17 protein-coding genes are annotated in these 13,031 nt (G+C 61.3%); 9 read left to right on the top strand and 8 right to left on the bottom strand.

Translation table 11 applies throughout. The annotated features are described in order from the left end of the window. Positions 1 to 56: 56 nt before the first annotated feature. Together PspCFBP13509_RS23235 and PspCFBP13509_RS23230 are read left to right on the top strand one after the other, a co-directional pair. Entirely contained in the window at positions 57 to 1,223 is a 1,167-nt protein-coding gene (locus tag PspCFBP13509_RS23235) for an aminotransferase-like domain-containing protein (protein ID WP_065926608.1), read from the top strand. Between the two features lie 10 nt (positions 1,224 to 1,233). Beyond that, complete coding sequence (locus tag PspCFBP13509_RS23230; protein WP_065926609.1) at positions 1,234 to 1,836, top strand: glutathione S-transferase family protein; 603 nt, start codon at positions 1,234 to 1,236, stop codon at positions 1,834 to 1,836. Between the two features lie 60 nt (positions 1,837 to 1,896). Here PspCFBP13509_RS23230 and PspCFBP13509_RS23225 read toward each other — a convergent pair whose 3' ends face one another. After that, entirely contained in the window at positions 1,897 to 2,793 is an 897-nt protein-coding gene (locus PspCFBP13509_RS23225) for a LysR family transcriptional regulator (RefSeq protein ID WP_065926610.1), read from the bottom strand. Positions 2,794 to 2,923: 130 nt separating this feature from the next. Here PspCFBP13509_RS23225 and PspCFBP13509_RS23220 point away from each other — a divergent pair, with 130 nt between their 5' ends. The 3 genes from PspCFBP13509_RS23220 to PspCFBP13509_RS23210 are packed head-to-tail and all read left to right on the top strand — an operon-like array spanning position 2,924 to position 5,866. Further along, positions 2,924 to 4,216 carry a CitMHS family transporter gene (locus tag PspCFBP13509_RS23220; protein ID WP_065926611.1) on the top strand — a complete coding sequence of 431 codons (1,293 nt, stop codon included), beginning with the start codon at positions 2,924 to 2,926 and terminating at the stop codon, positions 4,214 to 4,216. Position 4,217: 1 nt separating this feature from the next. Continuing rightward, positions 4,218 to 5,543 (top strand): acyclic terpene utilization AtuA family protein, encoded by a 1,326-nt coding sequence (locus PspCFBP13509_RS23215; protein WP_065948607.1) that lies wholly within the window; start codon positions 4,218 to 4,220, stop codon positions 5,541 to 5,543. Continuing rightward, positions 5,540 to 5,866 carry an AtuA-related protein gene (locus PspCFBP13509_RS23210; RefSeq protein WP_065926613.1) on the top strand — a complete coding sequence of 109 codons (327 nt, stop codon included), beginning with the start codon at positions 5,540 to 5,542 and terminating at the stop codon, positions 5,864 to 5,866. Before PspCFBP13509_RS23215 ends, PspCFBP13509_RS23210 begins: the two co-directional genes overlap by 4 nt. Before the next feature lie 47 nt (positions 5,867 to 5,913). Here the strand turns inward: PspCFBP13509_RS23210 and PspCFBP13509_RS23205 are convergent, their stop codons facing one another. Next, positions 5,914 to 6,285 (bottom strand): glutathione S-transferase N-terminal domain-containing protein, encoded by a 372-nt coding sequence (locus PspCFBP13509_RS23205; RefSeq protein ID WP_065926614.1) that lies wholly within the window; start codon positions 6,283 to 6,285, stop codon positions 5,914 to 5,916. Between the two features lie 101 nt (positions 6,286 to 6,386). Further along, entirely contained in the window at positions 6,387 to 6,932 is a 546-nt protein-coding gene (folE, locus tag PspCFBP13509_RS23200; RefSeq protein ID WP_019826593.1) for a GTP cyclohydrolase I FolE, read from the bottom strand. Between the two features lie 176 nt (positions 6,933 to 7,108). On the opposite strand from folE, the gene PspCFBP13509_RS31825 reads away from it, so the two are divergent. The 3 genes from PspCFBP13509_RS31825 (at position 7,109) to PspCFBP13509_RS23190 (ending at position 7,917) form a co-directional block, all read left to right on the top strand. After that, positions 7,109 to 7,399, top strand: coding sequence for a zeta toxin family protein (locus tag PspCFBP13509_RS31825; protein WP_242001095.1), 291 nt, complete (start codon positions 7,109 to 7,111; stop codon positions 7,397 to 7,399). Continuing rightward, positions 7,318 to 7,572 (top strand): zeta toxin family protein, encoded by a 255-nt coding sequence (locus tag PspCFBP13509_RS31820; RefSeq protein WP_242001094.1) that lies wholly within the window; start codon positions 7,318 to 7,320, stop codon positions 7,570 to 7,572. Before PspCFBP13509_RS31825 ends, PspCFBP13509_RS31820 begins: the two co-directional genes overlap by 82 nt. A 156-nt stretch (positions 7,573 to 7,728) precedes the next feature. After that, positions 7,729 to 7,917, top strand: a complete 189-nt coding sequence (locus tag PspCFBP13509_RS23190; protein WP_137212755.1) for a hypothetical protein — start codon at positions 7,729 to 7,731, stop codon at positions 7,915 to 7,917. Positions 7,918 to 7,969: 52 nt separating this feature from the next. Here the strand turns inward: PspCFBP13509_RS23190 and PspCFBP13509_RS23185 are convergent, their stop codons facing one another. The 3 genes from PspCFBP13509_RS23185 to PspCFBP13509_RS23175 all read right to left on the bottom strand — a co-directional run bounded on the left by PspCFBP13509_RS23185 (position 7,970) and on the right by PspCFBP13509_RS23175 (position 9,655). Further along, positions 7,970 to 8,527 (bottom strand): Smr/MutS family protein, encoded by a 558-nt coding sequence (locus PspCFBP13509_RS23185; protein ID WP_016976371.1) that lies wholly within the window; start codon positions 8,525 to 8,527, stop codon positions 7,970 to 7,972. Between the two features lie 75 nt (positions 8,528 to 8,602). Next, positions 8,603 to 8,923 (bottom strand): hypothetical protein, encoded by a 321-nt coding sequence (locus tag PspCFBP13509_RS23180; RefSeq protein ID WP_027603931.1) that lies wholly within the window; start codon positions 8,921 to 8,923, stop codon positions 8,603 to 8,605. Between the two features lie 141 nt (positions 8,924 to 9,064). Next, entirely contained in the window at positions 9,065 to 9,655 is a 591-nt protein-coding gene (locus tag PspCFBP13509_RS23175) for a cysteine hydrolase family protein (protein WP_065926616.1), read from the bottom strand. A 240-nt stretch (positions 9,656 to 9,895) separates the two neighbouring features. Between PspCFBP13509_RS23175 and prmB the strand changes: the two genes are divergently transcribed. Then, on the top strand, positions 9,896 to 10,804 hold the full coding sequence (prmB, locus tag PspCFBP13509_RS23170) for a 50S ribosomal protein L3 N(5)-glutamine methyltransferase (protein ID WP_065926617.1): 909 nt from the start codon (positions 9,896 to 9,898) through the stop codon (positions 10,802 to 10,804). Positions 10,805 to 11,038: 234 nt separating this feature from the next. On the opposite strand, the gene PspCFBP13509_RS23165 is transcribed toward prmB, so the two are convergent. Together PspCFBP13509_RS23165 and PspCFBP13509_RS23160 are read right to left on the bottom strand one after the other, a co-directional pair. Further along, positions 11,039 to 11,848: a hypothetical protein gene (locus tag PspCFBP13509_RS23165; protein ID WP_027603934.1), complete on the bottom strand. Its 810-nt coding sequence runs from the start codon at positions 11,846 to 11,848 to the stop codon at positions 11,039 to 11,041. 99 nt (positions 11,849 to 11,947) lie between these two features. After that, the gene (locus PspCFBP13509_RS23160) at positions 11,948 to 12,910 is read right to left on the bottom strand and encodes an alpha/beta hydrolase (RefSeq protein WP_065948606.1); all 963 of its coding nucleotides are present in this window, start codon (positions 12,908 to 12,910) and stop codon (positions 11,948 to 11,950) included. Positions 12,911 to 13,031: the final 121 nt, after the last annotated feature.

Genomic DNA, 13,031 nt, shown 5'->3' with positions numbered 1-13,031 from the left:
TAATTTCGGTCAACCAGTTTGACGTATTTCCAACAGGCTTCGCTAGCGGTGACCTTATGGCCTTCTCTGAACGTGTTACTCGCCTCAAAAGCTCCTTGATCCGTGAAATCCTCGCGGCCGCCCAGCGCCCGGAAGTGATGTCGTTTGCCGGTGGCCTGCCGGCCGAAGCCATGCTGCCGGCGCTGGACTGGGATGATATGCCGCTGAACATCGGCCAATACGGCATGAGCGAAGGCGAGCCGCAGTTGCGTGAACTGCTCGCCGCCGAGGCACGTGCGTTGGGTGTGCCGTGCCAGGCCAGCCAGGTGCTGGTGGTCAGCGGTTCCCAGCAAACCCTGGACCTGGCGGCCAAGCTGTATATCGACAAAGGCACCAGGATCCTGCTGGAGGGGCCGACCTACCTGGCCGCCCTACAGATCTTCCAGCTGTTCGGCGCCGACTGCCTTACCGTGCAACTGGAAGTCGATGGTCCCGACCTGACCAGCCTGCGCGCCAACCTCGAGCGCCATCGCCCAGCATTCGTCTACCTGATCCCGACGTTCCAGAACCCTTCGGCCGTGCGTTACAGCGAAGCCAAGCGCGAGGCCGTCGCCGCCTTGCTCGATGAGTTCGGCGTGACCCTGATCGAAGACGAACCCTATCGCGAGCTGACCTTCGACGGCGGCAGTGCGCAGCCCATCGTCGGCCGCTTGAAAAAAGCCAGCTGGATCTACACCGGCACGGTCTCCAAGACCCTGCTGCCCGGCCTGCGCGTGGGTTACCTGATCGCCAGCCCGGACCTGTTCCCGCACCTGCTCAAGCTCAAGCAATCGGCGGACCTGCACACCAATCGCGTCGGCCAGTGGCAGGCCATGCAGTGGATCGGCACGCAGAAATACCAGCAGCACCTGGTGGAACTGCGCGGTTTCTACCGTGAGCGCCGCGACGCATTCCAGGCTGCGCTGGCGCGTCACTTCGCCGATCTGGCCGACTGGCAAGTGCCCCAGGGCGGATTATTCTTCTGGCTGACCTTGAAACAGCCGCTCGATACCCGCACCTTGTTGGCACCTGCGCTCGATCAGGACGTCGCGTTCATGCCCGGTGAACCGTTCTTTTCCGAGCCGGACCAGCATTTAGGCTCACTGCGACTCAATTTCAGCCATATCGACCCGGCCCGCCTGGACGAAGGGCTCAAACGCCTGGCCGCGGTGGTCCGTCAAGCACAGCACGCGCAAGCGGCATAAGGGGAGCCCCATGTACAAGGTTTATGGCGATTACAAGTCGGGCAACTGCTACAAGGTCAAATTGATGCTCAACCTGCTGGGCATCCCGTATCAATGGGTGGATATCGACATCCTCAACGGCGATACCGAGACCCCTGAATTCCTGGCCAAGAACCCCAACGGCAAGATCCCGGTGCTGGAACTGGAAGACGGCACCTGCCTGTGGGAGTCCAACGCGATCCTCAACTTCCTTGCCGATGGCAGCGAATTCCTGCCCACCGAACCGCGCCTGCGCACACAAGTGCTGCAGTGGCAGTTCTTCGAGCAGTACAGCCACGAGCCTTACATTGCGGTGGCGCGGTTTATCCAGTTCTACCTGAACATGCCGGAAGATCGCCTGGAGGAATACAAGACCACCCACAAGCGCGGTTACAAGGCCCTGAAGGTCATGGAGCGTCAGCTGCAAACCACGCCATACCTGGTGGGCGAGCAGTATTCGATTGCCGATATTGCGCTGTATGCCTACACCCATGTGGCCCATGAAGGTGGGTTTGACCTGACGCCTTACCCGGCCGTGCAGGCCTGGTTGAAGCGCGTGGCCAGCCATCCCAGGCATGTGGGCATGCTCGACTGATCACCGCGGTGAAAAAATGTGGGAGGGCGGTGCGACGATTCGACTTGCCCCCTCCCACATTCAGCTCGATGCCGTGCCAGATAATTCATCGTTCAGCAGGTCGAAACAGCGCTGTGCCGCCGGGCTCAATCCCATCCCGCTACGACTGATCAAGCCGATCTCGCGGTTCACCCCGGGATGATCGATGTGGATGCGCTTCAACCCCTCCAGACTGTCCGCAGCCGACTCCGGCAGTACGCTGATCCCCAGGCCCTGACGCACCAGCGCCAGCACCGTCGACATGTAGTTGGCCTCCATCCCGGCGTTCATCGTCAGCCGCGTCTCATCGAACAGCGCATCCACTTGCTCGCGTACGCTGCTGTCGCGGCCGGTGAGGATGATCGGCTGGTCCGCCAGTTGCTCCAGGGTCAATTGGCGATGGTGGGCGAGGGGGTGATCCAGGGGGACGAACGCACACAATCGATCATTCAGCACCGGCACGAACTCCAGGCCATGGCTTAGCCGCGCCCGTACGCCAATACCGAAATCCACTTCGCCTGCGCGGACCTGGGCATGAATGCGATGGGCCACCAGGTCCTGCAGGCGCACTTCGATCCCGGCAAAACGCTCGCGAAACAGGCGCAAGGCCGGGGGCAGGGCGCCGGCGCAGACCGACGGCAGGGCCGCGAGGGTGACCACACCACGGCGCAAGGCCGCGAGGTCGCGGGAGCCGGTGACGATGTTGTCCAGGTCCAGCAGCAGTTTTTCCATCGGCCCGCGCGCGTCCTGGCCGGCAGCGGTGATGCTCACATGCCGGGGGCTGCGGTCGAGCAGGGCGACGCCGAGCCAGTCTTCCAGTTGTTGCACCTGCACGGTGAGTGCCGAAGGCGAAAGATGCAGCTCATGGGCGGCCTTGATAAAGCTGCCGGTGCGGGCCACCGCAAGGAACGCCTGAATGTGCTGGATCGAATTTTTCATTGTTGTTGTTCTCTAGCGTTTTGTTTTTACGAACATGACTGGCTGAACATTCCAATTTACAAAGAGTAACGCGCTTCCAATACTTCAGGGAAAACAATAACCGGCCACCAAGGCCGCTCTGGAGTAACCCATGCTCGCAACCCTGGGTGTCATTACCATCCTGTGCCTGCTCGCTGCCGTCATGAGCAAACGCCTTTCGCCACTGGTGGCTCTGATCGCCTTGCCGATCATCGCCGCGCTGCTCGGTGGATTCGGCCTGCAAACCAGCGCCTTCATCATTACCGGCATCAAGAACGTCGCCCCCGTGGTGGGCATGTTCGTGTTCGCGATCCTGTTTTTCGGGATCATGACCGATGCCGGTATGCTCGATCCCATCATTGATCGCATCCTGCGCACGGTAGGGACACGTCCTACACGGATTGTCGTTGGGACTGCGACCCTCGCCCTGTTGGTGCACCTGGACGGTTCCGGTGCCGTGACCTTTCTGGTGACGGTGCCGGCGATGCTGCCGTTATATACGCGGCTGGGCATCGACAAACGCATCCTCGCCTGTGTCTGCGCGATGGCCGCCGGGGTCAATTTCCTGCCGTGGACCGGCCCGGTGTTGCGCTCTTCGGCGGCCTTGCACGTGCCGGTGGCGGACCTGTTCCAGCCACTGATCCCGGTGCAGATCGTCGGCCTGATGTTCGTCTTCGCCTGCGCCTGGTGGCTCGGCCGGCGAGAAGAAAAACGCCTCGGCCTGGGCGCCGGCTCCAGCGTGGACGCCGTGCCGCAACGGGTGCTCAGCGACGACGACATCAAGCTGCGCCGCCCCCGCCTGTTCTGGGTCAACCTGATCCTGACCGTGCTGGTCATGGTGGTGATGATCGCCGGCTGGGTCGACCCGGTGGTGATGTTCATGCTCGGCACCGTGGTAGCGCTGTGCATCAACTACCCGAACGTGGACGCCCAACGCGCACGCATTGATGCCCATGCGAAAACCGCCCTGACCATGGCCAGTATCCTGCTCGCCGCCGGGGTGTTCACCGGCATCATGCAAGGCACCGGCATGCTCAAGGCCATCGCTGAAGTGGCGGTGGCGCAGATTCCGGCGGGCCACGGCAAGTTGATTCCGGCGGTGGTGGGCTTTTTGTCCATGCCGCTGAGCATGCTGTTCGACCCCGATTCCTATTATTTCGGCGTGATGCCGGTGATCGCCGAAGTCGGCAAGGCCCTGGGCGTCGACCCGCTGCAAGTGGCCCAGGCGTCGTTACTGGGCGTGCACACCACCGGTTTCCCGGTCAGCCCGCTGACCCCGGCGACCTTCCTGTTGGTGGGCCTGTGCAAGATCGAATTGGCCGATCACCAGCGCTTCACCATCCCTTTTCTGTTTGCCGCGTCGGTGTTGATGACCCTGACGGCGTTGCTCTTGGGAGTGATTTGAAATGAAAACCTTGCGCATCGGTTCCGGCGCCGGCTACTCCGGCGACCGCATCGAACCTGCCGTGGAACTGGCCGAGCTGGGCGACCTGGATTACCTGGTGTTCGAGTGCCTGGCCGAACGCACCATCGCTTTGGCGCAACAGGCGCGAATCAGTGACCCGCAGGGGGGGTATGACCCGCTGCTCAGCGAGCGCATGCGCCGGGTGTTGCCCTTTGTCGGCCAGCATGAGGGGCGCCGTCGCCTGCGGGTGATCACCAATATGGGCGCGGCCAACCCGGTGTCGGCGGCGCTCGAAGTGCGGCGGATTGCCCATGAGCTGGGCCTGGGCCTCAAGGTGGTGGCGGTGGTCGGCGATGACGTGCTGGACGTCTTGCGCCCCGAGCAGGTACTGGATAACGGCCGAACCCTGGGTTCACTGGGCGCGCGACTGATTTCCGCGAATGCCTACCTGGGCGTCGACGGCATTCTTGATGCCTTGCGCGCCGACGCCGATGTGGTGATCACCGGGCGGGTGGCCGACCCGTCGCTGTTCCTCGCCCCGCAGGTGTTTGAATTCGGCTGGGCGATGGACGACTGGCAGCGCCTGGGGCGCGGCACGTTGGTCGGGCATCTGCTGGAGTGTGCCGGGCAGGTCAGCGGCGGCTATTTTGCCGATCCCGGTTTCAAGGATGTGGATGACCTCGCACGCCTGGGTTTCCCGTTGGCTGAAATCGATGCTGAGGGTGAGGCCGTGATCACCAAGGTTGCAGGCTCCGGTGGGCGGGTCAGTCGCGCCACCTGCACCGAGCAATTGATCTACGAAGTGCATGATCCTGCGGCGTATCTCACCCCGGACGTGACCGCCGATTTTTCCCAGGTGGGGTTTGACGAGGAGGGCGTTGATCGGGTGCGTGCCCACGGTGCTGCTGGCCGCGCACGGCCCGAGCAGTTGAAGGTGAGCGTCGGTTACCTGGATGGCTGGATTGGCGAAGGGCAGATGTCCTACGGCGGCCCCGGCGCGGTAGCACGGGCGCAGTTGGCGCGGGATGTCGTACTCAAGCGTTTGCAACTGATGGGTGTGAAGATGCAGGACGTACGCGCCGAACTGATCGGCATGGACTCGCTGCACGGTCCGCGCAGCAGCGTAGAGCCCTGGGAAGTGCGCCTGCGCGTGGCGGCCCGCTGTGAAGACCGCAGTGAAGCGGTGCGGGTCGGCAATGAAGTGGAAACCCTCTACACCAACGGCCCGTCCGGCGGCGGCGGTGCCAGCAAGAGCGTACGGCAGGTGGTGGCGGTGGCGTCATTGCTGCTGCCCCGTGACGCGGTCAACCCGAGGATCGAAGCATGAAACTGCACACGCTGGCCCATTCCCGTACCGGCGATAAGGGCGACACCTCGAACATTTCGATCATTGCTTACCGAGCCGAGGATTATCTGCTGTTGTGTGAACAGCTTACCGCCGAGCGCGTGGCCGACTTTTTTGCCGGCCTGCTGGAGCCTTACGCTGCCCCGGTGCGGCGCTATGAACTGCCGAATGTGCAGGCGCTGAACTTCGTACTGCCGGGGATATTGCGCGGCGGCGTAACCCGCTCGCTGGCACTGGATGCCCATGGCAAGTGCCTCGGCTCGGCGTTGCTGGAGCTGGACCTGGATTTGCCAACACCGAACTGAATGTGGGGGGGGCAAACTCCCTCCCACATTGGATCTCAGCAGGTCTGTCAGACCGCAGCGAAACGCTTGTCCAGGTAATCGATGATCACCTTGGAGTCATACATCCAGGTGGTCTGGCCATTCTCTTCGATACGCAGGCACGGCACTTTGATCTTGCCGCCTTGCTCCAGCAGGGTCTGGCGGTCCTGCTCGTTGTTCTTCGCATCCTTCAGCGCCACCGGCACATTCAGGCGGTGCAGGGTGCGGCGGGTCTTCACGCAGAACGGGCAGGCGTGGAATTGATACAGGGTCAGGTCCTTGGCCGCTGCGTTCACCTGTGCCTGTTGTTCGGCAGGGCGCTGCTTTTTGCGCGGACGGGTAAGTAAGTCGCCGGCGATGATGACGTGGCCGAGGCCCACTCGAAGTGCTTTGACGAACATGGCTGAAACCTCTTGCCCATGAAGAAGGGGCCGCAGCTTACCTTAATTCTGCAGGCGAAAAAAAACCGGCGATGAACGCCGGTCTTTTCCTACGCAGCCTGTTACTTGATCAGGCTGAGGAATTCACTGCGGGTGGCCGCGTTTTCGCGGAACTCACCCAGCATCACCGACGTGATCATCGACGAATTCTGTTTCTCCACTCCGCGCATCATCATGCACATGTGCTTGGCTTCGATCACCACGGCCACGCCCAAGGCGCCGGTCACTTGCATCACCGCGTCGGCGATCTGGCGGCTGAGGTTTTCCTGGATCTGCAGGCGGCGCGCATACATGTCGACAATCCGCGCGACCTTCGACAGGCCCAGCACTTTGCCGCTTGGGATATACGCCACATGCGCCTTGCCGATAAACGGCAGCAGGTGGTGTTCGCACAGCGAGTACAGCTCGATGTCCTTGACCAGCACCATTTCGCTGTTGTCGGAGCTGAACAAGGCACCGTTGGTGACTTCTTCGAGTGTCTGTTCATAGCCGCGGCAAAGGTACTGCATCGCCTTGGCGGCACGCTTGGGCGTGTCGAGCAGGCCCTCGCGGGAGACGTCCTCGCCGAGTTGGCCGAGGATCGCGGTGTAGTTTTGTTCCAATGTCACAGGACTGTTTCCGTATGGGTTTCAGAACGGTACGGTGTATGCCTGTACCAATGTGAAGCGCTGCCCGGCGCGCGACAGCGGCGGGTGATGTGGCGCACATAGTAGCGTAGGTGCGCCGACAGTTGTATTCCCGGACGATACCGATGTTAGAGTCGGCCTCCGTCGAGGAGGACGTGATGACCCCGCTGGAGCGAAGTATTTCTGAGCGCGCCCTGATCTTTGCCAAAGCAAATCGGACCCGCATTGCCCGTGAACTTGCCTGCCTGACTAAGTACCCAGGTGAAAATTATCCGGTTTCAGTGTTTATGGCGGGCTCGCCTGGCGCCGGCAAGACAGAAGTGTCCAAATCATTTATTCGCTTGATGGAGGAGGGGGATCCAGTGCATTGCGAATCGACCCCGATGACTTCAGGGAATACTTTCCTGATTACACAGGCGCAAACTCCAGTCTTTTTCAACGTGGCGTAACTGCTATGGTGGAGAGGACTGTCGACCTCGTTTATCAGCAGCGCCAGTCTTTCCTGTTGGACGGAACGCTGGCCAACTTTGCCGTGGCTCGGAAAAATATCCAGCGCGCCCTTGATAAGGAAAACCGGTCTGCACAGGTTATCTACGTCTACCAGAAGCCTGAGCTGGCGTGAGTTTCTGGGGCGTCTTCAAGTCGATGTGCTCATCAAGGACACTGATGGCGGGGAGTCATACATCGGCATCGACCTATCGGCTGAGGAAATTGACGAACTCGTTATACAGCCCTACCATCCTGATCAACTTGAGCAAATTTTGACCGGAGTAGCCTTGTGAAAGGCGAAATTACGGAAGTTGTAGAAAAATATTCATCCACCACCATGTCAGATTTTTTTCGAAGTGGTTCGGTAGAAGAAAAACGTGCTGTTTACAGAAGCGCAGCCGATACTGCGATCACCATGCAAAAGGCAGTGATCTCGCTGGCGAAAGAGAAAAAAGCGAAAGAGCTTCTCGACAACTGACGTTACTGGCAATACCACAATAGCCCAGCTCAATTGCTGGGCTTTTTATTACTTACTCGTCGCGCCCTTCCATCATCGTGCGCTTGAGCATCACATACACCGCACCCGCGCCCCCATGACGGGCCTGGCACGAGGTAAAGCCGAGCACCTGGGCATGCTGGCGCAGCCAGGTGTTGACGTGGCTCTTGATCATCGGCCGCTTGCCGTCCAAGCGCACCGCCTTGCCATGGGTGACGCGCACGCAGCGAATTTCGAACTTGGTGGCTTCGGCGAGGAAGGCCCACAGGGTTTCCCGGGCTTTTTCCACGTTCATGCCGTGCAGGTCGAGGCTGCCTTCGAACGGGATCTGACCGGCCTTGAGCTTGCGCATCTGGCTTTCCTGTACGCCGTCGCGGGCCCACATCAGCTCGTCTTCGGGGCCGACGTCGATCACGAACTGGTCTGACAGGCCATCCACGGTGGTGGCATCGGTGCGCACGGTAGCAGCCTGGCGCAGCTTGGCGATCTGTGCGCGGTCGGCCTTGGGTTTGCCGGTGTCGGCGCGGTCGTGCTTGATCGGCTTGACGCCGCGCAGCTCGTTTTTGAACAGGGAAAAATCGTCGTCTTGCATGTCAGCCTCCGCGAAGGGCGGGCAGTTTACCTAAATCGCGGCGGCCGGGGCGCAGGAAACGCTATCCAAGCGCCATCAGTCGTGCTTTTTCATCAGGTGCGAGGCGATGTTCAGTGACAACGGCTGGCGCATCTTCCGACGGCTGCGGCGCCACAGCCACACGCCCAGCCACAGCACCAGCAGCCCGATCCCCAACAGAATCGCCGAGCCGCCAGGGCTGGCATTCAGTTCGCCAAGGGCCGGCGAGTGGCCAAACAAACCGGCGCCACCAGCGCCGGTCAACAGCAAACCTACTACCGCCAGCAGCGCGGCAATGCCGGCCACCAGGCGCAGACGCCAGTTGCTCGGGCCCTTGGGGCGCAAGCGACGAGCGTCAAAACCATCGGATATCTTCATTCCGACCTTTCCTCCAGGGTATCGGCCCTTCGACCGGAAGATACACAGGTTGTTCCTGTACCCGAGGTAAATGCGCCAAATGAGAGGGCTTTGCGGATGAGCGGGACCTTCAACAGGCCGCACCGCTCACCCGAAGGGCGATCAGATCAGGTCTTTAGTCAGTGCGAGAGTGGCAAAATTGTCAGCCATGATGGCCATCTCGGTCTGCTGCACATGCTCGGCGCTCAGGATGCCACCTTTGTAAGGCAGGTCGCGGGTGGCGCAGGCGTCTTCCACCAGGGTGCAGCGAAAGCCCAGGTTCTTCGCGGCACGCACGGTGGTGCTGACGCTGGAGTGGCTCATGAAGCCGCAGACGATCAGGTCCAGGGAACCGAGGTCCTGCAGGTGTTTTTCCAGGCCGGTGCCGTGGAAGGCGCTGGGCAGCAGCTTGCCGATGATGGTTTCGTCACCTTGAGGTTCGAGGCCGGGGATGAACTCACCGCGCTCGCCCTGGGGGTCAAACAGGCCGCCCACGGTACCCAGGTGGCGCACGTGCACGATCGGGCGCCCGGCGTTGCGCGCGGCGGCGACCAGTTGCTTGATATTGCCGACCGCCGCGTCCATGCCGGAGAGGGCGAGCGGGCCACTGAGGTATTCCTTTTGAGCGTCGATGATCACGAGGGTCGCATGGCCAAGGTTGGCAGCTGCGTAACCACGACCGCTGAGTTGAAACATCGTCTTTGGAACGGACATTCTGGGGCTCCTGTGAGGGGGGCTTTTGCGTCATTGTCCACTGGCTGAGCGGTTCTGTGAATCGCTACTATCGTAAGGTACGCCGTTGCTGGCGTGCAGCCATGTCAAGTGGCGGCGATGTTTAACCGAATGATGGCGATTTGGATGAAATCCGACGTATGGCAACAGCTTTTCGTACATCGTCGGTACAGGCGAAGGCTGTTAGAATCGCCAGTCGTTTTTTCCAGGAGTCTGCCCCCCGTGATCACATCTCGCCTGCGCACCTTGCGCGACCACATCCGTTGGGCCGTCAGCCGTTTCCATGGGGAAGACCTGTTTTTTGGCCATGGCACCGACAATGCCTGGGACGAAGCCCGGCAGTTGGTGCTCGGCGCTTTGCACCTGCCATGGGAAATTGCCGACAGCTACCTCGATTGCAACCTGGAAGAAGAGGAAATCTCTCACGTACAGCGTTTGTTGCATCGCCGTATTCATGAGCGGGTGCCCACGGCCTACCTGTTGAAAGAGGCGTGGTTCTGTGGCATGTCGTTTATCGTTGACGAGCGCGTGCTGATCCCGCGTTCACCCATCGGCGAGTTGATCGAAAACCGCTTCGAGCCTTGGTTGGCCCAACCGCCGGCGCGCATCCTCGACCTGTGCACCGGCTCCGGTTGCATCGGCATTGCCTGCGCCTACGAGTTCCAGGACGCCGAAGTGGTACTCGGCGACCTGTCCTTCGAAGCCCTGGAGGTGGCCAACCAGAATATCGAGCGCCATGGTGTCGACGAGCGCGTGTACACCGTGCAGGGCGACGGTTTCGACGGCCTGCCGGGCCAGCGCTTTGACCTGATCGTGTCGAACCCGCCGTATGTGGATGCCGAAGACTTTGCCGACATGCCGGACGAATACCAGCACGAGCCGGAGCTGGGCCTGGCCTGCGGCGACGATGGCCTGAACCTGGTGCGACGCATGCTGGCCGAGGCGGCGGACCACCTGACCGAGAAGGGTTTGCTGATTGTCGAGGTGGGCAACAGCCAAGTGCATGTTGACGCGCTGTACCCGGAAGTGGACTTCGCCTGGCTGGATTTCCAGCGGGGTGGGCATGGGGTGTTCATGCTCACGGCCGAACAGTGCCGGGAACACCAGGCAATCTTCGCCGCTCGGGTTTAACCAACCTTAGGGTAGAAAATGTGGGAGGGGGCAAGCCCTAATGCCAGTCAGTTAAGCGTACATCGCCTCCTGTAGGAGCGAGCTTGCTCGCGAAAAACGTCAACGATAACGCGTGCTTCCTGAATGAGCGCGGCGCCTGTGAGTTTTTCGCGAGCAAGCTCGCTCCTACAAAAAGCCTTAACTGACTGGCATTAGGGGCAGGCCCCTCCCGCATTTCGATGGCTTTCCAGCCGGCTAGCGGTGCGTGGCAATCCAGATCAACAGCCCCGCCTGAAACACGGTGAACGCCACCAGGCAGGTGATGGTAAAGCGCAACCCGCTGTCCTCACGCTTGAACTTGGTGACCTTTTCTTCTTCCTTGCGCAGTTTCACTTCCTGCTCCAACAGGTTGTGCTCGGCCTGTTGCAGCATCTGCGCGGCTTCAAGGATCTCCACGAACTGCACCTTCTCGGTGTTCCAACTGTCCAGTACATCGCTGACCTTGCCCGGCTGCACGTTGCCTTTGAGGTGCTGCACATCGGCGTAGGCCACATCGAAACCCTGGACGCGCAGGAAGTGATCGCGGCGCAGGCGTGTGGCTTCGTTGAGTGCGTCCTTGTTGGCCAGGTCCACGCCGTCGACGCGGTAGCTTGACCATTTTTTCTTCGCCCACGCGGCGCCCTGGGCCACCAGGAAGCGACCGATGCCGCGGTTGGCCGGTTCGATTTCCAGGCTGTTGCCCGGGCCGAAGTGCACGCGGTGTTTATCGTGATCCACCCAGATATCCAGATGGTTCTGCTCGCGGCGCACCCGCTGCCCCGGTAATTGGATCACCATGCGCAACAGGCTGTGGTGTTTGTCATGGCGCTCGGCATAGCCGAACTGTACGAACCGCAGCGGCCGCAGGCCGGTGGCGCGGTCGGTGGCCAGCGGTGCCAGGCGCAGCATCTTGAAATGCTCGGCCTGAACATCCGCCCACGGCAGGGGCGCCGCCGTGTCGATAGCCTCGGTTTTTTCAGCCGGGGTGTCGGCGGTCGGTTCCGGTGTTGCTTCAGTGGTTGTCATGCGGTGCGATCCTGTCCAAGCCCTGCCAGTCGACAGTCTTTTTGCTGTCGACTCTGGGCTTATCGGCCGCTTTTTGCAGGACTGGAGGCAAATTGTCGCTTAACGGGGTTGAAGTCCGTCGATAAAGCCTGCCAAGCGGGTGCCCAGCTCAGCGGCGAGCGGCAATTGCGGGTCATTGTAGGAGGCCAATTGTTGCTTTACGTCGTTGGGCACGATGCGCATCACGTGGTTCATGCCTTCGATCACCGCCAGTTCGGCATCGGGCTTGGCCCTTTTGAGTTGCTCGGCGTCGCCCACACCGACCTGAATATCGTTGGTGCCCTGGATGATCAATGCCGGCATGCGCAGTTTTGCAAACGCCGCTGAAGGGTCGGCGCGAAACAGGCTGATCAGATACGGCTGCACGCTGGGTCGGAAAATGCCCTCCAGCGGGCCTGGCACATCGGCATCCACCTGGCCGGCCTTGAGGTGATCGAGGATTTCATTGCTGCGCAGCAGCAGGGCAGGGGGCAGGTGATCGGCCAGTTGCTGGCGGATCACCTGGTCGACCGGGCGGGCGCTGCCGGACAGGGATATCACCCCGGCCGGGTCGAGTTGCGGTGCGGCCAGTGCAGCCACCAGCGCGCCTTCGCTGTGACCCAGCACAATCAGCGGGCCCATGCGTGTGTCGGCCTTGAGCAATTTGCCCCAGGCCACCGCGTCGGCCACGTAGGCCTCCAGGGTCAGGTTGCGTTCGTCGGGCGTGGCGGCGAGGCTGGCGGCCACACCGCGCTTGTCGTAGCGCACGCTGGCGATGTTGTGCCGGGCCAGCACCCAGGCCAGGCGCTTGAGGCTGTCATTGCGAGCGCCGTCGGCGCTGTTGCCGTTGCGGTCGGTGGGGCCGGAGCCGGCGATGATCAACACCACCGGCACCGGTTTATCGGACTGCGGCAGCAGCAGCGAGCCAAACAGTTCGCCGCTGCCGGTGTCCAGGCTGATCGGGCGTTGCAGTACGACAGGGGAGGCGGCGTCGGCCACGGCGGTAAACAGGGTCAGGGTAAACAGAAGAACTCGCAGCATCATCGCGCCATCATGAGGAAGGTGCCGGTTGGACCAAGGTCTACCGGTAAGGTTTCGAGGATGAACTAGTCGGTTAGCCTGCGTATACTGGCCGCCTTAAGTTATTACGGTTGACTTGATTCAA

The sequence above is a fragment of the Pseudomonas sp. CFBP13509 genome (genome assembly GCF_005233485.1).
Taxonomy (GTDB): domain Bacteria; phylum Pseudomonadota; class Gammaproteobacteria; order Pseudomonadales; family Pseudomonadaceae; genus Aquipseudomonas; species Aquipseudomonas marginalis.
Note: the sequence above shows the minus strand (reverse complement) of the source record. Positions and strands in the feature narration are given on the sequence as shown.

What these genes read in the sequence shown, in the direction of transcription:
- PspCFBP13509_RS23235 (WP_065926608.1), top strand. Translation starts at nt 57, where the DNA reads ATGGCCTTCTCTGAACGTGTTACTCGCCTCAAAAGCTCCTTGATCCGT.
- PspCFBP13509_RS23230 (WP_065926609.1), top strand. Translation starts at nt 1,234, where the DNA reads ATGTACAAGGTTTATGGCGATTACAAGTCGGGCAACTGCTACAAGGTC.
- PspCFBP13509_RS23225 (WP_065926610.1), bottom strand. Translation starts at nt 2,793, where the DNA reads ATGAAAAATTCGATCCAGCACATTCAGGCGTTCCTTGCGGTGGCCCGC.
- PspCFBP13509_RS23220 (WP_065926611.1), top strand. Translation starts at nt 2,924, where the DNA reads ATGCTCGCAACCCTGGGTGTCATTACCATCCTGTGCCTGCTCGCTGCC.
- PspCFBP13509_RS23215 (WP_065948607.1), top strand. Translation starts at nt 4,218, where the DNA reads ATGAAAACCTTGCGCATCGGTTCCGGCGCCGGCTACTCCGGCGACCGC.
- PspCFBP13509_RS23210 (WP_065926613.1), top strand. Translation starts at nt 5,540, where the DNA reads ATGAAACTGCACACGCTGGCCCATTCCCGTACCGGCGATAAGGGCGAC.
- PspCFBP13509_RS23205 (WP_065926614.1), bottom strand. Translation starts at nt 6,285, where the DNA reads ATGTTCGTCAAAGCACTTCGAGTGGGCCTCGGCCACGTCATCATCGCC.
- PspCFBP13509_RS31825 (WP_242001095.1), top strand. Translation starts at nt 7,109, where the DNA reads ATGACCCCGCTGGAGCGAAGTATTTCTGAGCGCGCCCTGATCTTTGCC.
- PspCFBP13509_RS23185 (WP_016976371.1), bottom strand. Translation starts at nt 8,527, where the DNA reads ATGCAAGACGACGATTTTTCCCTGTTCAAAAACGAGCTGCGCGGCGTC.
- PspCFBP13509_RS23180 (WP_027603931.1), bottom strand. Translation starts at nt 8,923, where the DNA reads ATGAAGATATCCGATGGTTTTGACGCTCGTCGCTTGCGCCCCAAGGGC.
- PspCFBP13509_RS23175 (WP_065926616.1), bottom strand. Translation starts at nt 9,655, where the DNA reads ATGTCCGTTCCAAAGACGATGTTTCAACTCAGCGGTCGTGGTTACGCA.
- PspCFBP13509_RS23165 (WP_027603934.1), bottom strand. Translation starts at nt 11,848, where the DNA reads ATGACAACCACTGAAGCAACACCGGAACCGACCGCCGACACCCCGGCT.
- PspCFBP13509_RS23160 (WP_065948606.1), bottom strand. Translation starts at nt 12,910, where the DNA reads ATGATGCTGCGAGTTCTTCTGTTTACCCTGACCCTGTTTACCGCCGTG.